Below are 14,883 nucleotides of genomic sequence, written 5' to 3'. Positions count from 1 at the left end.
TCAGTCCCACCCCAGCGGGCCTGGCCGCTTCTTCTCAGCCTTCAGCCCGATCCTGGCCATGGTTTCCAATGCGGACAGGTACTCAGCGGTTACGACCACGGCAGTCTGCGGAACAACCCGAAGCCCCAGCATGGCCAGGACTTTCGCCCAGCGCTGGTACTCGCCGTCATTCCAGCGGGAAACCGTCGACTCACTGCAACCCGTTTCCAGGGCAATGCGCTTTTGGCTGACCTGTGCAACCCGCTGCAAGATCAGGGTCTCGATCTCTCGGGCGATATCGCCTTCGCTGAGGCTTAATTGGCTCTCAGACATGATCAGGCCACCCACTGCAACTCAGGCCAGATCACATCCCAATCCTCTGGGCGCAGAGATTTACGGGTCAGAAACCCATCACTCACGCGCTCAAGGGAGGACGCCAGCATCGCCGAAGCCTGCTTGTTGCCATACGCAATCTGCTTCAGGTAGCCGCGGCTGGTGCCTGTCTTCTCAACGTCCGCGTCCGAGGCGGTTTTCAGCCACTCCAACAACTTGGTGTGCTTGGTTCGCATCACGAATCTCCTCTGTGATGCGCCAATTCTTACCCATAGGTAAGTACAAAGCAATACCCGCAGGCCATTTACCCATAAGTAACGGGAAAGCATATTTGCGAGATGGATATCAACCTAGTAAGAAAGGCCAACCTTCAGCTTCTCATCGACCGCCAATTCGGCCCTGGCAAGCATGGCGCCAAGGCTGAGTTTGCAAGGCGGCTAGATAAGCAAGCTGACTATATATCGCGATGCCTCTATCCACCTGGCAAGAAGGGCGGGAAAGGAGTGGGCGAGGATTTCGCCCGAGAGATCGAGAGGGAATTTCAGATTCCGCAGTACTCAATGGACAAGCCAGGGCTAGGCCTGGATGAATCGGAAACGATCAGCGTCGAGGGCCTGCCTGCCCCGCTGGCCCAGAAGATCAAAAGCTACCGCAACCTGGTGGACGTGCCCCGCTACGACGTAGAGGGGTCCATGGGCCCAGGCTCGGAGCCGCCTGACATCAACATGGTTGTTGAGCACATGAGCCTGGATGCGAACTGGGTACGGCAGAACCTGACCTACACCAAGCTGGAGAACCTGAAGCTGATTTCGGGCCGTGGCGACAGCATGGCGCCGACGATACGCAGCGGGGATGCCGTTCTGGTCGATGCTGGTGTTACCACCGTCGAGGACGATGCCATCTACTTCTTCCTCATGCGCGGGAAGCTGCAGATCAAGCGCATCCAGCGAGGGCTGGACGGCCTGACGATCATTTCGGACAACGGGCAGTACCCGCCGATTGAGGTGCCTGGCGATCGTGAGGATGACATCAAGATCCTTGCGCAGATCATTTACTGGTGGACCGGACGGAGCTTCTGACCACCGAGCACGGAATGCATTCGATGAATGAAGTAGTTGTCGTTGATAGCCCTGAGTCCTTTTTAATGGCTCTGGATCGAATAGAGCTGCTCGGTGATTCTCTTCCCCTATTCAACGGCTGGCCAAAATTCAACGTCAAGGTCGAAGGTGATCGTTACAATGGCACCCTTACACCGAAATTGATGGCTGGCCTCATTGAGTTTCAGGATCAGCTTCTGCGCACCTACGCGGAAATTCGCTATGGTTCCTCTTCGATTGGTAAGCTAAGCGCTGCCGATAAGGCAGATCTTGAGATAGTCCTAGCGATCACTAAGGGGAGCACCGATGGCCAAGGCCCGCTTGATGAAGTGCTCAACAAAATCATTTCGGCGCTGCCAATGAACAAAATGAGCGGAGGGAATGTAACGGCGTTGCTGATCATCGCCGTGCTCTGCGTTGCTGGTTACATGGTCTTCTCTGAATGGAACCAAGCAGATCTTGAAAAGGCTAAAATTGCCAGCGCAGAGCGGCAATCTAGTACGCAAGCAATGCTCATTGGCAAGCTAGCAGACGCGCTCGCGTCAAAGAGCTTGCCGCCAGAAGCAGTGGCTATCAAGGACAGAGCAGCAGAGGGCTACAGAGCGATTGTGGCTGGGGCCCCTGATGCGACGTCGATGGACATTCAAGGCCAGCATTTCAACGCTGATGAATTAGAGAAAATCAGGTCGCAGGATCCGCTCCCAAAAAGTCGCAAGGAACGTAGAGAGGATGTCTACATCGATATGGTGAAGCGTCATCCAGATTACCTATCATTGACGTTGAGGCTGCCCGGCTCAGATCGCACCTTCCCCGGTCGGGTTGATTTGTCTAAATTCGATCAGGCGAACGTGAATAGGCTGTTCGACTCCCTCCGTGATTCAAGCCCCATTCGCCTTTACCATTACTCGTCCGAGCAGAAGGACCGCATCCTGAGAACTGATGTGCTTGCCGTGGATGACATTACCGCAGGGAAGGCTAAAGCTGTTCAACAAATAAGCCTACCGTGAGCACTAGCCACCAGCCAAAGCGGGCTTTTCCCATGTCTGCGTGATGGCTTATGGCCATGGTGGTAGGATGGCTGCTCAATTCACAGGGAGGTTGCCATGCTTCGCCACATCCACCGATTCCTTCTCGCCGCTGTATTAGTAGGCCTGGCTGGTTGCGCCGGCACGCCATTCACCTTTGGCCAGGCCAGCCAGGTCAAGGTCGGCATGACCGAAGATCAGCTCTACGAGATCATGGGCAATCCATACATGGTTGTCTCGCAGGAAGACGGTCAGCGCTTCATCTACACACACGCCACAGCGTTTAGCGGGGCCAAGTCAGTTTCGTTCGAAACCAAAGACGGAAAGGTGACAAAGGTCCCGTACATTCCAAAGGATTACATCGCCAAACCAAGCCCGGATGAGTGATCCAGCAATCCCATGAAGCCCGCCTAGCGCGGGCTTTTTTGTGGGCGCGTGAAATTATTTACCTTGGGGTATTGACTGAATGTTTTACCTGCGGGTATCTTTTCTCCATCGAGACGGCAAGCCACACAGCCCCTCGGGAGGCCCTCAAGCCTCACCGCTCTTTAAAAATCAAGACCGCCGAGCCTGCAGGCATAGCAGGCCACCATCCCCGCAGGGCTCTGGTGCGATCAGGTGTGCCGCAATAGAGCGGCATCCAAGCGGCGCGCATGCCTCGACAGATGCAGGAAGCGCGATACCGGGTGAGCGACCGGGGCCTGAGAGAGAACAGAACGATTCACTGATGCCGCTTCGATGAGGCGGCATTGGGAATCCACTGGAGATCACCGAAATGACCAACCGAGAAGCGCTCCGCAATGCCAACCACCAGCGCGACTTGGCGCAGGCTGAATCCCGCCGCTGGCAGTTGAAGGCGCAAGTCAGCGGCGCCGAGGCCGACTGGATTCAGCATCGCATGGCCCAGAAGGACGTTTTGCACTGGGGTTTGCAGGCCGACTACTACAGCCGCGCTGCATGACCGGCGATTCACTGAAGCACCTGGGCGACCAGGTGCTTTGGGAATCCACTGGAGATAGAGCATGAGCGTGAAGATGGTTGTTGAAAGCCACATCCGTACGGCCCGCATCTGCCGGGAGCGTTACTCGACCATGAGCCAAGTTGATTGGTTGGTAGGTGGGGTCCTGCATTCCCTGAAGCATTCGATGGACGTCACCAAGGCCAGGCCTCTGTTCATCCAAGAAGCCCGCACCTATGTGCAAGAGCTCGAGAATGCAGGCCAGCATGACGCTGCGGTGAAAGTGGCCGCCTGGCTCGAAGAACAGCGGGCATGACAGACGATTCCCCGGTGCGCCTCAAGCGGGGCGCATCAGGGGGAATCCACTGAATAGCAGAGGGTAAGACTATGTCAGGCACGTTTGAACAAGGCTGGGCGGCGCGGCCCTTCGCGCAGCAGTTTCCAGAAATGAACGCTGACGAGGCCAAGCGCCTCGACCACATCAACACTTCGATCACCACGCTGTATCTTGCCGGCCTGCTGACCGACAAGCAGGCGAACGAGATCCGCACCAAGAAATTCCCAAAGGTCGTCACCAAGGCGGTCCTGGGCAAGCGCTGATTCCCTGACAGCCGGAAAGACGGCCCGATGCCCTGCTCCCCATCGCAGGCTGTATCGGTGGCCACTCTGAACGCGAGTTGATCGCCGCGAATTGTGAGCGTGGATAGCGTCTCGCCCTTTGGTGAGGCGTCCCGACACCCGGTTTGCCCCGGAGAGTTGCCCCCGATGCATCCCGCATCCCCTTCCCTTCACATCGACCGCATTGGCAGGCGCCAGGCCACCTTTCACGGTGGGTTTGGTCACCCGCTTGCGAGGAGCAACCCAAGCCCAGAGGTTTTCCATGAGCCACCCACTTGTCTTTGGCGTTGGCGTGAACGACGCCGGCTACGTGGTCTCCCCGTCTCGAAGCGAAAACGGGAAGATCACCTTCAAGTACATATGTCCTATTTACGCCAGGTGGGTAGCGATTCTCAGGCGCTGTTACCACGCTCCGAGCAGGCCCAGCAGGCCCAGTTACGAGGGCTGCACTGTTGCCAATGAATGGCATCGGTTCAGCGCATTCAAGAGTTGGATGGAAAGCCAAGACTGGCAGGGAAAGGACGTTGATAAAGACCTGCTGGTGAAGGGAAACAAGGTTTACGGCCCTGACACCTGCTGCCTGATAAGTCGGTCAATCAACTGCCTGGTAAGGGAAATCGCCAAGAACGCCAAGAAAGAGCACAGCCTTCCGCCTGGGGTCGATTTCGATCCGAAGCTCCAGAAATACCGCTCACGAGCTCACTGCGTAATCACCGGGAAAAGAAACCATTTTGGGTATTTCGCAACGCCAGCCGAGGCGCATTTAGTCTGGCTCAGATTCAAGCGCGATCAGGCCGAGATCCTGGCTCAAGAACAAGCAGACCAGCGTGTAGCTAACGCTTTGAGGGGGCTCTATGCGAGCGACCAGCCCCTCCCTTCCCCACCCACCGAGTAACCCACCACCTGGAGGCGACTATGGCCGTCACAGTCGAGACTGCTGCCGTCTTCCGTGGCGGCGGTCGTCGCTGGTTCACCCTTCGCGCCGCATGCGCAGCTGAGGCACGTGCACTGCTCAATAAGCACTGCGATTGCGACTACTGCGATCACGAAGGCTATGGCAGAGAGCATCTCTACTGCCGACTCCATCACCCCGACCGATACCCGCGAATCATGAAGCGCCTGACTAAAGGCCTCATGCGGCGCTATCGAGCATCCCAACAGTAACTGGAGGCGACCATGGGCGCACTTCGAGCAGCACAGTTTGAGTACGACAACCGGATGCCGCCGGCGGTGAGCGAGGTTGCCGACGCGGAATCCACTTGGATCGACGACGGCATCGCTGAGCTGATGGCTCGCCGCGACGTAGTGTTCCAGCGCCGCATGCGCCCGAAGCAGGGTGTCACCTATGAGCGCTTCGCCCAGGCAGTTGATGAGTTCGTGATGGGCCAGCTGGGCCTGAATGGCATCAGCAACTCGGTGCTGGGCCGCCTGGTTCTGGCGGCGCGCTGCAAGGTCACCAGCGACGCAAAGGCCGCGGCTGACGAGATCATGAGCGTGGCCAACCCTGAGTCGGCGCTTGAAGAGATCGCCCGCCAGCTGCTCACCCCTTTCGCCAAAGAAGGAGTTCTGGCCCAGGCCGAGGAGGCGCAATGACCGCGCACAGCGTTGCAGTCAGCGCCATCGAGGCGGCAATCGAAACGATGCTTCTGCCGGGCTCTGGCCCGGTGGAGGACGCCAAGGCCGAAACCCTGGTGGTCGCCTACTTCTCTCTGCTGGCCATCGACTCCAACGAGTTCAAACACTACTGCGAGCGCATTCGGCGCATTGCTGAGCGGCGCAAGGAGGCTGCATGAACAGAATTGACTGGGAAGGCAACCCCGAGGCAACCCACTTTGACCCGGTTGATCAGAATTTCTTGCGCGAAGTCGGAAGCGCCCTTCTGCTGTTCAACAAGAACAAGGGCTGGACGGTTCCGGTTCACACCTCGAACGGGTTCACCATCGAGGACTGCCATCGGCCCCTGATAAAACGCCCCGAGTGGGATGGTGAAGGCCCGCCACCTGTTGGCACGATCTGCGAGGTGCTCTGGAACGAGTCACGCCTTGAGTACTTCAAGACGAAGATCTTCGGCATCAACGAGCACGGGCAGCCGATCCATCGCTTCGAGGAGGGCCCGAAGAAGTACGAATTCCAGGCTGACGTGCTGCGCACGGCCTCTGGCACGCAGGTGTTCATGCCGTTGAAGACGCCAGAGCAGATCGAGGAAGAGGAGCGATCAGAGTTCGCACGCACACTGATCAAAGACCTAAAAATCGGCCTGAGCAGCGAATACAACGCCTACTACGAAATTGGCGAGGAGCTGTATCGCCTTGGATACCGCAAGCAGGAGGCGTCATGACCAGTAAGTGCCGGGGCTTCATCGCCCCCACAGCCCGCCATATGATCGAAGCCCTGCATAGCCAGGGCTTTGTTTTGTTCAGGGATCTGCCGCTGGGCACCACCATCCGCATTCGCCGCGGAATGTTCGTTGTGAGGTTTCCATGAAGCTTGAGCGCTCGATACTCATCACCCTGGCCGCTCACGAATCAGTCTTGCAGCGGATCAAGTCGTTGACGGCCGAGATCGGGCTTCATCTTGGTCGGTGTGAAAACCGCTTCGATTTGATTGGCCCGAAGCCTGCCAATGAATTCCCCGAACTTGGCGACCTGCCTTGGCCGAATGGAAGCGAAGAGCATTTTCAGATCCTGTACGACGAGAAAAATCGCCGCAAGACGCACATGTGGGACGCATTCCGAGAATGGTCGCAAGACGAAGATCGCGGCCTGAATGACAAAGAGGTGATGGATTACCTGCTCAAGCAAGGATGCGTACATTGCACCAGGGCCTTTTACTTCGTCAGAGAGCGCAAGAAAGCGCGCCGCGACCTCGGCAACTTCAGGCGCTCTCTGCGCGCACTGGGCAAGTCAGCCATCAAATCCCTTGAGCCGAAGCGATGACCCGCTACCAGCGGGCCCGCCGCATCGCGGCTTGGCGCGGCTCCTTCTCCATGCTCTTCGCCTGCACCTTCTTCATGCTCGCCAGCGCACTGGCGGGCAGCATCACTTCCTGAATCACGTAGCCGAGCACGGCGGCCCTTCGGGATAACCGTACCCCATGCGGGAGCGTAAGCGGCGAGAGCGCGCAACCATCCACCGCAGCCAGGGCCTGGAGCGTACCTCCGTGCCTGGGTGACCTGGCATTTCCCTATCCCAACTGACGGCGCCGGCCTGGCGCGAGGTTTTCTAATGTCCGCAGAACAGAAACTGATCGCGATCGAAGAGATCAGCGAGGAGAACGCCCCGGCCATCTACGTGGCCGGCGGCCTGAAGCAATTTATCGACCTGGTGAAGGGTGAGATCGAGGGCGAAGTTCCCGATCTGACCACCCGCAAAGGCCGCGAGCGCATCGCCAGCCTGGCCGCCAAGGTCAGCAAGTCGAAGACCGCCGTCGAGAAGCCCGGGCGCGACTACCTGCGCCGACTCAAGGAAATGCCGAAGGTGGTCGAGGCTGAGCTTCGCGACTTCGTGACCAAGATGGATGCGCTGCGGGACGAAACGCGCCGCCCGCTAACCGAGTGGGAAGCCGCCGAGGATGCGCGGATCGATCGCCACGACGACCGCCTGAACTGGCTGAAGACGCTGGCAGATGACTTGGGCGAGCTGTCCTCACTGCACATCAAGGGCCTGATCGCCGAGGCTGAAGGCATGCAGCTTGGCGCTCACTGGGAAGAGTTCGAGGCCGAGGCGGCAAACGCCAAGGACAAGGTGCTTTCCACCCTGCGGGCAGCGCTCCAGAAGCGCGAGCAGTTCGAAGCTGAGCAGGCCGAACTGGCCCGCCTGCGCCGCGAAGCAGAAGAGCGCGCCGAGCAGGATCGCATTCGGGCAGCCCAGGAGGCCGCCGTCGAGGCTGAGCGTCAGCGCGTGGCCCAGGAACAGCAGGCAGAGCGTGAAGCCGCCGCCAAGCGCGAGCAAGACCTGAAGGACCAGGCCGCCGCACAAGAGCGCGAAGCTGAGAGCCAGCGGCTGCAACTCAAGCTGCAGGCCGAGCAAGCCGAGCTCGCCCGAATTCAGGCAGAGGCTGACCGCGTTGCTACTGAGCAGCGGATGGAGCAAGAACGCCTGGCCGCCGCCCGCAGGCAAGAGGAAGCAGCCGAGCAGGCCCGCCAGGAAGAACGCCGCCGCGCCGATGCCGCTGCCGCCGAGATCCTTCGCCAGCAAGAAGCCCGCGAGGCTGACAAGGCGCACCGGGCCAGCATCAACCGCGCCGCACTGGAGGCCTTCGTCGCCGGCGGCATGACCGAGGAATGCGCCAAACAGGCGATCACCCTGATCGCCCAGCGCAAGATCCCGAACATCGCCATTTCCTACTGAGGTCGCTATGAGCCAAGCAGTAGCCATAATCTCGCAGGACATTTACGCGCAGCGGAACCAGTTCGCCAATGTGCTGACTGACCGCTCGCTTAACTTCGAGCGCGAGGCCGAATTCGCCATCCAGGTGATCACCTCGAGCGAGTACGCCACCAAGGTGGCCATGCAGAACCGGCAGTCGGTGGCCAATGCCATCACCAACATCGCCGCCATCGGCATCAGCTTGAACCCGGCCAAGAAGCAGGCATACCTGGTCCCGCGAGACGGCCGCATCTGCTTGGACATCAGCTACATCGGTTTGATGGACTTGGCCATGTCGACCGGCGCCATCCGCTGGGCCCAGGCCGAACTGGTCTACGCCGCAGACGCTTTCAGCCTGAACGGCTTCGACAAGCCGCCGACCCATTCCTACAACCCGTTCGCCAAGGATCGCGGCGAGGTGATCGGCGTCTACGTGGTGGTTAAGACTGCTGACGGCGACTACCTGACCGAAACCATGAGCATCGAGGATGTGAACGCCATCCGTGACCGCTCCAGCGCCTGGAAAGCATGGGTCAGCAAGAACAAATCCTGCCCATGGGTCACCGACCCGGGCGAGATGGCCAAGAAGACCGTGGTCAAGCGCGGTTACAAGTACTGGCCAAAGACTGAGCGCCTGGAACAAGCAATTCATCACTTGAACACGGATGGTGGCGAAGGTCTGGCCAGCTTGGCTGGATCGGCTCCGACCGATCCGGAGATGGTGAACAACTGGATCGCCCTGGCGCAGAAGGCAGGCAGCCTTGAGGCGCTGACCGACGTGTACCAGCAGGCAACGGCCGCCATGAAGCAGGCCAAGGATGCAACTGGACACGCCCGGTTCAAGGCCGAGGTGACCAAGCGCGCCGACGCACTCAAGGCCCAGTCGGCGCCCATCGAAGGTGAATCTGAGGAGGTGTTAGATGGAGCAGCGTAGCGCTGAATGGTTCGCGGCACGACTTGGGTGCGTGACCGCCAGCCGGGTGAAAGACGTTATGGCTAGCGGCCGAGGTGGCGCGCCGTCTGCGACCCGCAAGAACTACATGATGGAGCTGCTGTGCGAGCGCCTCACCGGCCAGCAAAGCGGACCTGACCTGTCCAACAAGCCTGCCGTGCAGCGCGGCGTCGAGCTTGAGCCATTTGCTTGCATGGCCTACGAGGCCGACAAAGGCCTGATGGTGGTTGAAACAGGCCTGGTGATGCACCCGAGCATTCCGGGTTTCGGCGCTTCGCCGGATGGATTGGTCGGCGACGATGGTGTGCTGGAGATCAAGTGCCCGAATACTGCGACCCACATAGCCACCATGCAGTCTGAGCGACACGACCCTCAGTACGAGTGGCAGATGCTGGCCCAGATGGCATGCACCGGTAGGGCCTGGGCAGATTTCGTCAGCTACGACGACCGCCTTCCTGAGCCGCTTCAGTACGTGTGCCACCGCTTCGAGCGCGACTTCAAGCGCATCCGCGAAATGGAGGCTGAGATCAAGGCGTTTCTGGAAGAGCTCAGCGACCTGGAGAAGGAGATGCGCGAGCGAATGAAGGAGGCAGCATGAACCAATCCATCGACCTGGAGGCCGCCAAAGCGGCCTTCTTCTCGTCTGGCGGCCGGATCATTGTGCTGGAGGGTTTCCAGTACGTGCCCTTCCGCCAGCGTCATCACCCTGATCCGAAGCCGAAGGAAAAGCGGGAAGCTCCGAAGCGCCTTACGAACCAAGAGAGCGCCCAGTCCCGAGCCGACATGATCGCAGAGATGGCCAAGACCATGACCTGCAGCGAGGCAGCAAAGGCGCTGGACGTAACTACTGACTCGCTCTACAGCATGGCCAAGCGGTACGGCTTCTCGTTTGTCATGGCTCCCCGATTTCGGCGGACAGAGTCAAAGTACGACGAAGAGGCCGATGCAAAACTCGCAGAGCGAATCACTGCGCTGCGCGACGTTGGCGTTTCGAAGAACCAAGCGATCAAGCACCTCGCAATCGGGCACAGCACCATGAGCCGGATCATCAAGAAGTTCGGCATCGACTTCCCGCTTCAGCGGCAAGGGAAGCGGCCATGAGCGATCGCGGAGAACATCCAGGCGTTTATTACGATGGCCGGGACTGCCGCCGCAGTGGTGGCAGCAAGCTGGCCAACCCTTTCGCCCCTCACTCATTCCACGGCGCATGGTTTCTTGCGGGCTGGAACGACATGGACCTTGAGATTGAGCAGAAAAATCCGAAGCGCGCTGCAAAGAACAAGGCGGCGTGAGCACCTAACCATTCCCCCAAGCGGCCTGCAGGAGGTCGAGCATGGCATCCCTTTTCGACGCATCGATGCGCAAGCCGGTGCGAAAGCTTTACATAACCCGCAGCGGCGGCCAGTACCGGCCTGATGATGTTGCCTTGGCCTTTGCGTCGAGCCTGCGCATGCACGACAGCGCCGATCACCTGCGCAGGCTGGCCAGGCGCCTGGTCGACAAGGTCTGCCTGGAGCATCAGCCGAACATGAAGCGCCTGGCCCGCGAGCCGGACGATGCCGAGGTGTTTGCGGCTGCGCTCAAGATCATCAATCGGGTGTGCGAACTGCTCGACATCGGGCCGGGCACCACCTTCGTGCGAAATGGGGGCGATGATGGCTCTGACGCAGCAGCAGCGTGACGAGAAGCGCAGGGCCAAGGCCGAGCGCCTGCAGGAAGAAGACCTGCGCTTGAAGGTTAGACCAGGGACTAAGCAGGCCCTGCTGGAACTGATGGAGTGGGCCGGGATCGAGGAACAGGGCGAGGCGATGACGCTGATGATTCATCGCCTGCATGAGCTGACCCGAGGAGAAGCGATAAAGCTGCTCAAACCTCCGCGCCACACGATTGAATTGAGTCCTGCTGTGGCGCGAAAGCTAGACCGGTTCCGAATCAGCCGAGAACTCCGCACGCCGGACCTGATGCTTGGCAGCGACCCGGACGATACTGGCCTGATCCTGCTCGCAGAACGGGCCTGACCCCATATATTCCACCATGCCGCATCCGGCCACGGAGGGCGGCGCATGCATGGAGAAAGCCATGACCCAGTTCTACCTGCAGGACAGCCGCAGCAACACGGGTGACGGCCTCATGTTCTGGGCCCTTGGTGGCGGCTACACCACCAACCTCGACAAGGCCGAACTTTTCACCCAGGCGCAGGCCTGTGGCCACCGGGAAACAGACATTCCATGGCCGAAGGACTACGTCGACGCCCGCGCACATCTCGGCGTTGATCATCAGTACATCAGCCTGGATGAAGCCCGCGGCCAGATGACCCCGGGATGCACTGTTGTCCTGCAGACCCCTGGGCACTGGAACGGGAACGACATTGCCTTGGCCAGGTGGCCAATAGGCCACACCTTCCGATTCGACAAAGCACACCACCTCACGCTTGAGGCTGCCGAGGCCATTGGCAACACGCCAGAGGAAGCGGTGATCTGGCCCTTGTCGTACCTCGAGGCCAAGGCTAGGCGCCTGGTGCACAAGCGGGATGTGAACATCAACGAGGCCCTGCAAGGTACCGGCATTGTCCTGGCCAAGCCGAAGCGACGACGGGCGCCTGCGAGCATCCAGAACTGCGGAGGCTGTGGCCGGTTCGTGCCTTCGCCCTGCTACGAAGACTGCCGCCACTGCGATCACGACAATCGCCCGTAACACCAAGCGCTGCCCTCCAGCGCCTTCCCTATTCAACGATAACGCACCAGGCCATGCAGGCCAGGAGGCTTACCCATGCAAGTCATCTATGCAGGCCTGCGAAACGGCGCCCGCGATCAGGCGATACACGATGCCCTGATCTACAAGCGCGTGGCCGAGGTCGCAGAGGAATTCAGGCTCTCGCCCAACACCGTGCGAGCGGCAGCCAAGCGCATCGACAAGATCGCGGTTTTCGATCTGCAGCTGGTAGGGGGTGGTAAGCCGATGCTGATCGGCAAGGTCGCATCAAGCTGCTTTCGCAAGGCAGCACTGGGCGCATACCGGAACTACCGCGGCACCTTCCAGAACCTCGACCTGCCCTGCTGGGTGATCACCGATGGCGCCCAAAAGATCGAAGTCGTCGAGCTGCGCAAGATCGACTCCGGCGAAATCACCCTTTAAACAGTCACGCCACCCAGGCTTGAGGTATCCCATGCCCACAGAAAACCGATCCAGCAACACAGAGAAAGTCAGCGTGCCGCCATACATTGGCCTGGAGCCGCTGGTTGGACGTTATTACCCCGCCCAATGCCGACGCTGCGGTTGGGTTGGCAGCTCCGAAGAGTTAACCGAGGACGATGCCCAGTGCACGCGCCACGTTGGTGACCGCCTGTGCCTGGGCGACTGCGACGAACTTGAGCGGCATGATCTGCTGAATATCATCCAGGCCATGACTCAGCGGCCCCACCCAGAGCCTTTAGCCTGGATGGTTGGTACTGCCATCTGGTGGACCAAAGAAGAGGCTGAGCGGGATGCGGCGGCGACTGGGCTGCCGATTGTTGGACTGGGGCCGATGACTGGAATCGCTCCTGCTGAGCGGCACCTAAGCGAGCCGGTATGCCTGGATGGCGCTACTTTCATGGGCGAACCCAATTTTCAACACTCAATTGAGTGGTACCGGGAGGGCATATCCAAGCACTGGAAGAAGATCTGCGATTTGCGTGCTGAGGTCGCGCGGCTGCGCGCTGCCTTGAAGTTCTACGCTGACCGCGAGCACTACCACTTCGAAAGCGGGAATTGGGACACAGTGAGCGGCGAGCCGCTGAACATTCTCTGGTGTGGCGAAGAGCCGGACTTCATCGAGGATGGCACTGTCGCGCGCAACGCACTATCCGCCATCGCAGAGCCGAGCGCTCCGACTGAGATCGACCGTGATGCGCTTGTGGCTGCGGTTTGCGTGCTACGCAGCCAGGGCTTAGGGAATTTGTCTGAGGCCGTTGAAACTGCCCGCGCCGCCCTGGAGCGAAATCCTGCCTGATCGCCGGAGTACAAATGTACTCCACCCCGCTGCAACCCCTCTCCCCTCTATTCACTGCCGCGATATGGCGGCCAAGGAATAATCGTGCCTGTAGAAAAAACTGCTCTCGACTCTATCGATCTGGACGCCCTGCATGTCGCCGCCAAGGCCGCTGCCGTGGATGTGATCCGCTCCCACGGCTGGAAAGGAATGATCGAAGACGCCGACCTGCTGGGAACCGATGAACGCTATCTGGTCCTGGCTGACCCTGCCGTGGTTGCCGGTCTCATCACGGAAATCAAAGCCCTTCGACGGGCCTTGGGCGGAATGCTGTTTGCCTTCGATGACGGTGTCGGCACGGAGTGGTCGAAGGATTTGCTCGACTACGCCCGCCAAGTCACGCCAGCAGTCGAGTTCAAGCCATGACGCGCCTCGCCCTCTGCCTCCTGCTGCTGGCCACCGGCGCCAGCGCAGCCCCTTTGCCGTACGGGGTCCGCGTCTTCCATGACGATGAGCACGGCGCCACCTGCTGGCTTTACCAAGGCGGGAATCAAGGCGGCATCAGCTGCATCCCCGACAGCCAGCTGCAGGCCGGCAACCAGCGCCAGCTCTCCCCGCACGAAACACAACCAGAACCTACACCCGCACTGGCGCCTGGGCGCTGGATTGATGAGAGGTATCAGCTGTGAGTCGACCAGTCACAGAGCAAGATTTCCGCCGGCCCGAGTTCCGCGACGCCAAAGTCGAGGACTACGAGTTCCGCAGGGACGGCGCCCTTGTCCGCAAGGATCGCTGGGAGCAAGGCATTCACCGGATCCACAGCATCGTCGGCCGGCGCGGCCGAGATTTCGAGATATCCGAAGTGGTCGAGGCCGTGGAGCAGCTGAAGGGCCAATGGCTCAGCGCCAGCCACGACAACGACCCAGAATCCGAATGGATTGATGTGCGCCTGCGCTGCGGCAGTGTGCTGGCCGGATGCGTCCGAACTGGAGCCTTCGCCTACCGCTGGCCGTTCGGCCAGTTCAACTTCACCCGCAAGGACTTCGGCAGCGACATCGTCGCATTTCAGCCGATACCCGATCCAAAGCCCAGCCCGGAGGCCCATCCATGATCGCCCTCGCCTACATGGCCTACCTGATCTACAGGGGGCCGCGATGAACCAGGAAACAATCATCGCACGCTATGAGGGAGAGATCGTCCGCCTCAGGTCTGAGAACGAGGCCATGAACGAGGCACTCAATCTCTTCTGGATAGCGCGAGCAAAGCTTAACGCCGAGAACTTCGACCTGCGAAGGGATGCTGATCGGCTTACCTGGCTTGATGAAAGCGGCCAGGTTGACCTCATTCTGTCCGGGAGCGAGATCATCAACTGCTGCGGGAAGCATGGGCCGACCCTTCGTGAGGCGATCGACGCAGCCATGGCCAAGGAGATCGAGCCTTGATAACTATCCCCGAAATTATTGCTGGCATCGCTCTCGTTGTGATGGTCCTCTGCATCTTCGCAACACTATGCGTTTGCTACATGGAATGGCGGAAGGCGCGAACGCGGCAAAAGGCATGTAATCGGAGCAACACCAGGCAGCT

At 59.8% G+C, this 14,883-nt stretch carries 28 protein-coding genes; 26 read left to right on the top strand and 2 right to left on the bottom strand.

The annotated features are described in order from the left end of the window. Together J3A98_RS07690 and J3A98_RS07685 are read right to left on the bottom strand one after the other, a co-directional pair. Positions 1-312, bottom strand: coding sequence for a CII family transcriptional regulator (locus tag J3A98_RS07690; RefSeq protein ID WP_209965088.1), 312 nt, complete (start codon positions 310-312; stop codon positions 1-3). Positions 313-314: 2 nt separating this feature from the next. Then, a complete protein-coding gene (locus tag J3A98_RS07685; RefSeq protein ID WP_209965086.1) occupies positions 315-548 on the bottom strand; it encodes a hypothetical protein in 234 nt (77 codons plus the stop codon). 324 nt (positions 549-872) lie between these two features. Here J3A98_RS07685 and J3A98_RS07680 point away from each other — a divergent pair, with 324 nt between their 5' ends. From J3A98_RS07680 to J3A98_RS07555, 26 genes are all read left to right on the top strand, one after another. Then, positions 873-1,391, top strand: a complete 519-nt coding sequence (locus tag J3A98_RS07680) for a S24 family peptidase (protein ID WP_209965084.1) — start codon at positions 873-875, stop codon at positions 1,389-1,391. A gap of 23 nt (positions 1,392-1,414) precedes the next feature. Then, on the top strand, positions 1,415-2,416 hold the full coding sequence (locus tag J3A98_RS07675) for a hypothetical protein (RefSeq protein WP_209965082.1): 1,002 nt from the start codon (positions 1,415-1,417) through the stop codon (positions 2,414-2,416). Positions 2,417-2,512: 96 nt separating this feature from the next. Further along, complete coding sequence (gene bamE, locus J3A98_RS07670) at positions 2,513-2,821, top strand: outer membrane protein assembly factor BamE (protein WP_209965080.1); 309 nt, start codon at positions 2,513-2,515, stop codon at positions 2,819-2,821. Between the two features lie 388 nt (positions 2,822-3,209). Next, on the top strand, positions 3,210-3,395 hold the full coding sequence (locus tag J3A98_RS07665) for a hypothetical protein (protein WP_114942260.1): 186 nt from the start codon (positions 3,210-3,212) through the stop codon (positions 3,393-3,395). A 61-nt stretch (positions 3,396-3,456) separates the two neighbouring features. Further along, positions 3,457-3,708: a hypothetical protein gene (locus J3A98_RS07660; RefSeq protein WP_209965078.1), complete on the top strand. Its 252-nt coding sequence runs from the start codon at positions 3,457-3,459 to the stop codon at positions 3,706-3,708. Positions 3,709-3,779: 71 nt separating this feature from the next. Next, positions 3,780-3,992: a hypothetical protein gene (locus tag J3A98_RS07655; RefSeq protein WP_019751323.1), complete on the top strand. Its 213-nt coding sequence runs from the start codon at positions 3,780-3,782 to the stop codon at positions 3,990-3,992. Positions 3,993-4,272: 280 nt separating this feature from the next. Beyond that, on the top strand, positions 4,273-4,905 hold the full coding sequence (locus tag J3A98_RS07650) for a hypothetical protein (RefSeq protein WP_209965076.1): 633 nt from the start codon (positions 4,273-4,275) through the stop codon (positions 4,903-4,905). Positions 4,906-5,186: 281 nt separating this feature from the next. Next, on the top strand, positions 5,187-5,603 hold the full coding sequence (locus J3A98_RS07645; RefSeq protein ID WP_209965074.1) for a hypothetical protein: 417 nt from the start codon (positions 5,187-5,189) through the stop codon (positions 5,601-5,603). Next, a complete protein-coding gene (locus tag J3A98_RS07640; RefSeq protein WP_209965072.1) occupies positions 5,600-5,803 on the top strand; it encodes a hypothetical protein in 204 nt (67 codons plus the stop codon). Before J3A98_RS07645 ends, J3A98_RS07640 begins: the two co-directional genes overlap by 4 nt. Next, positions 5,800-6,348 (top strand): hypothetical protein, encoded by a 549-nt coding sequence (locus J3A98_RS07635; RefSeq protein ID WP_209965070.1) that lies wholly within the window; start codon positions 5,800-5,802, stop codon positions 6,346-6,348. The genes J3A98_RS07640 and J3A98_RS07635 overlap by 4 nt, the downstream gene beginning before the upstream one ends. Then, complete coding sequence (locus tag J3A98_RS07630; protein ID WP_209965067.1) at positions 6,345-6,494, top strand: hypothetical protein; 150 nt, start codon at positions 6,345-6,347, stop codon at positions 6,492-6,494. The genes J3A98_RS07635 and J3A98_RS07630 overlap by 4 nt, the downstream gene beginning before the upstream one ends. Further along, the gene (locus J3A98_RS07625; protein ID WP_209965065.1) at positions 6,491-6,946 is read left to right on the top strand and encodes a hypothetical protein; all 456 of its coding nucleotides are present in this window, start codon (positions 6,491-6,493) and stop codon (positions 6,944-6,946) included. The genes J3A98_RS07630 and J3A98_RS07625 overlap by 4 nt, the downstream gene beginning before the upstream one ends. 288 nt (positions 6,947-7,234) lie before the next feature. After that, a complete protein-coding gene (locus J3A98_RS07620) occupies positions 7,235-8,359 on the top strand; it encodes a hypothetical protein (protein WP_209965063.1) in 1,125 nt (374 codons plus the stop codon). Between the two features lie 7 nt (positions 8,360-8,366). Continuing rightward, positions 8,367-9,311: a RecT family recombinase gene (locus tag J3A98_RS07615; RefSeq protein WP_028697929.1), complete on the top strand. Its 945-nt coding sequence runs from the start codon at positions 8,367-8,369 to the stop codon at positions 9,309-9,311. After that, positions 9,298-9,927 carry a lambda exonuclease family protein gene (locus J3A98_RS07610; protein WP_209965061.1) on the top strand — a complete coding sequence of 210 codons (630 nt, stop codon included), beginning with the start codon at positions 9,298-9,300 and terminating at the stop codon, positions 9,925-9,927. Before J3A98_RS07615 ends, J3A98_RS07610 begins: the two co-directional genes overlap by 14 nt. Then, on the top strand, positions 9,924-10,430 hold the full coding sequence (locus tag J3A98_RS07605; RefSeq protein ID WP_209965059.1) for a hypothetical protein: 507 nt from the start codon (positions 9,924-9,926) through the stop codon (positions 10,428-10,430). Before J3A98_RS07610 ends, J3A98_RS07605 begins: the two co-directional genes overlap by 4 nt. Then, positions 10,427-10,621 carry a hypothetical protein gene (locus J3A98_RS07600; RefSeq protein ID WP_209965057.1) on the top strand — a complete coding sequence of 65 codons (195 nt, stop codon included), beginning with the start codon at positions 10,427-10,429 and terminating at the stop codon, positions 10,619-10,621. The genes J3A98_RS07605 and J3A98_RS07600 overlap by 4 nt, the downstream gene beginning before the upstream one ends. Before the next feature lie 41 nt (positions 10,622-10,662). Then, positions 10,663-11,010 carry a hypothetical protein gene (locus J3A98_RS07595; protein ID WP_209965055.1) on the top strand — a complete coding sequence of 116 codons (348 nt, stop codon included), beginning with the start codon at positions 10,663-10,665 and terminating at the stop codon, positions 11,008-11,010. Continuing rightward, on the top strand, positions 10,985-11,347 hold the full coding sequence (locus J3A98_RS07590) for a hypothetical protein (protein WP_209965052.1): 363 nt from the start codon (positions 10,985-10,987) through the stop codon (positions 11,345-11,347). The genes J3A98_RS07595 and J3A98_RS07590 overlap by 26 nt, the downstream gene beginning before the upstream one ends. Positions 11,348-11,408: 61 nt before the next feature. Next, positions 11,409-12,023: a hypothetical protein gene (locus J3A98_RS07585; protein WP_209965050.1), complete on the top strand. Its 615-nt coding sequence runs from the start codon at positions 11,409-11,411 to the stop codon at positions 12,021-12,023. Between the two features lie 75 nt (positions 12,024-12,098). After that, complete coding sequence (locus tag J3A98_RS07580) at positions 12,099-12,464, top strand: hypothetical protein (protein ID WP_209965048.1); 366 nt, start codon at positions 12,099-12,101, stop codon at positions 12,462-12,464. Positions 12,465-12,495: 31 nt separating this feature from the next. Further along, complete coding sequence (locus J3A98_RS07575) at positions 12,496-13,320, top strand: hypothetical protein (RefSeq protein WP_209969956.1); 825 nt, start codon at positions 12,496-12,498, stop codon at positions 13,318-13,320. 84 nt (positions 13,321-13,404) lie between these two features. Further along, a complete protein-coding gene (locus J3A98_RS07570; protein ID WP_245354932.1) occupies positions 13,405-13,725 on the top strand; it encodes a hypothetical protein in 321 nt (106 codons plus the stop codon). Continuing rightward, positions 13,722-13,988 (top strand): hypothetical protein, encoded by a 267-nt coding sequence (locus tag J3A98_RS07565; protein ID WP_209965046.1) that lies wholly within the window; start codon positions 13,722-13,724, stop codon positions 13,986-13,988. The genes J3A98_RS07570 and J3A98_RS07565 overlap by 4 nt, the downstream gene beginning before the upstream one ends. Beyond that, positions 13,985-14,410 carry a hypothetical protein gene (locus J3A98_RS07560; RefSeq protein WP_209965043.1) on the top strand — a complete coding sequence of 142 codons (426 nt, stop codon included), beginning with the start codon at positions 13,985-13,987 and terminating at the stop codon, positions 14,408-14,410. The genes J3A98_RS07565 and J3A98_RS07560 overlap by 4 nt, the downstream gene beginning before the upstream one ends. Positions 14,411-14,453: 43 nt before the next feature. Further along, complete coding sequence (locus J3A98_RS07555; protein WP_209965041.1) at positions 14,454-14,741, top strand: hypothetical protein; 288 nt, start codon at positions 14,454-14,456, stop codon at positions 14,739-14,741. The last annotated feature ends 142 nt before the right edge of the window (positions 14,742-14,883 follow it).

Source organism: Pseudomonas sp. BP6 (assembly GCF_017875935.1).
GTDB classification, from domain to species: Bacteria; Pseudomonadota; Gammaproteobacteria; order Pseudomonadales; family Pseudomonadaceae; genus Aquipseudomonas; species Aquipseudomonas putida_Y.
The sequence above is the reverse complement of the archived record's forward strand: the minus strand, read 5'-3'. Positions and strand labels throughout refer to the sequence as shown.

Coding starts and splice junctions, on each gene's coding strand:
- J3A98_RS07565 (WP_209965046.1), top strand. CDS start 13,722: ATGACGCGCCTCGCCCTCTGCCTCCTGCTGCTGGCCACCGGCGCCAGC.
- J3A98_RS07620 (WP_209965063.1), top strand. CDS start 7,235: ATGTCCGCAGAACAGAAACTGATCGCGATCGAAGAGATCAGCGAGGAG.
- bamE (WP_209965080.1), top strand. CDS start 2,513: ATGCTTCGCCACATCCACCGATTCCTTCTCGCCGCTGTATTAGTAGGC.
- J3A98_RS07635 (WP_209965070.1), top strand. CDS start 5,800: ATGAACAGAATTGACTGGGAAGGCAACCCCGAGGCAACCCACTTTGAC.
- J3A98_RS07685 (WP_209965086.1), bottom strand. CDS start 548: ATGCGAACCAAGCACACCAAGTTGTTGGAGTGGCTGAAAACCGCCTCG.
- J3A98_RS07645 (WP_209965074.1), top strand. CDS start 5,187: ATGGGCGCACTTCGAGCAGCACAGTTTGAGTACGACAACCGGATGCCG.
- J3A98_RS07575 (WP_209969956.1), top strand. CDS start 12,496: ATGCCCACAGAAAACCGATCCAGCAACACAGAGAAAGTCAGCGTGCCG.
- J3A98_RS07600 (WP_209965057.1), top strand. CDS start 10,427: ATGAGCGATCGCGGAGAACATCCAGGCGTTTATTACGATGGCCGGGAC.
- J3A98_RS07590 (WP_209965052.1), top strand. CDS start 10,985: ATGGCTCTGACGCAGCAGCAGCGTGACGAGAAGCGCAGGGCCAAGGCC.
- J3A98_RS07580 (WP_209965048.1), top strand. CDS start 12,099: ATGCAAGTCATCTATGCAGGCCTGCGAAACGGCGCCCGCGATCAGGCG.
- J3A98_RS07555 (WP_209965041.1), top strand. CDS start 14,454: ATGAACCAGGAAACAATCATCGCACGCTATGAGGGAGAGATCGTCCGC.
- J3A98_RS07595 (WP_209965055.1), top strand. CDS start 10,663: ATGGCATCCCTTTTCGACGCATCGATGCGCAAGCCGGTGCGAAAGCTT.
- J3A98_RS07605 (WP_209965059.1), top strand. CDS start 9,924: ATGAACCAATCCATCGACCTGGAGGCCGCCAAAGCGGCCTTCTTCTCG.
- J3A98_RS07660 (WP_209965078.1), top strand. CDS start 3,457: ATGAGCGTGAAGATGGTTGTTGAAAGCCACATCCGTACGGCCCGCATC.
- J3A98_RS07640 (WP_209965072.1), top strand. CDS start 5,600: ATGACCGCGCACAGCGTTGCAGTCAGCGCCATCGAGGCGGCAATCGAA.
- J3A98_RS07610 (WP_209965061.1), top strand. CDS start 9,298: ATGGAGCAGCGTAGCGCTGAATGGTTCGCGGCACGACTTGGGTGCGTG.
- J3A98_RS07630 (WP_209965067.1), top strand. CDS start 6,345: ATGACCAGTAAGTGCCGGGGCTTCATCGCCCCCACAGCCCGCCATATG.
- J3A98_RS07675 (WP_209965082.1), top strand. CDS start 1,415: ATGAATGAAGTAGTTGTCGTTGATAGCCCTGAGTCCTTTTTAATGGCT.
- J3A98_RS07665 (WP_114942260.1), top strand. CDS start 3,210: ATGACCAACCGAGAAGCGCTCCGCAATGCCAACCACCAGCGCGACTTG.
- J3A98_RS07615 (WP_028697929.1), top strand. CDS start 8,367: ATGAGCCAAGCAGTAGCCATAATCTCGCAGGACATTTACGCGCAGCGG.
- J3A98_RS07690 (WP_209965088.1), bottom strand. CDS start 312: ATGTCTGAGAGCCAATTAAGCCTCAGCGAAGGCGATATCGCCCGAGAG.
- J3A98_RS07655 (WP_019751323.1), top strand. CDS start 3,780: ATGTCAGGCACGTTTGAACAAGGCTGGGCGGCGCGGCCCTTCGCGCAG.
- J3A98_RS07585 (WP_209965050.1), top strand. CDS start 11,409: ATGACCCAGTTCTACCTGCAGGACAGCCGCAGCAACACGGGTGACGGC.
- J3A98_RS07680 (WP_209965084.1), top strand. CDS start 873: ATGGACAAGCCAGGGCTAGGCCTGGATGAATCGGAAACGATCAGCGTC.
- J3A98_RS07650 (WP_209965076.1), top strand. CDS start 4,273: ATGAGCCACCCACTTGTCTTTGGCGTTGGCGTGAACGACGCCGGCTAC.
- J3A98_RS07625 (WP_209965065.1), top strand. CDS start 6,491: ATGAAGCTTGAGCGCTCGATACTCATCACCCTGGCCGCTCACGAATCA.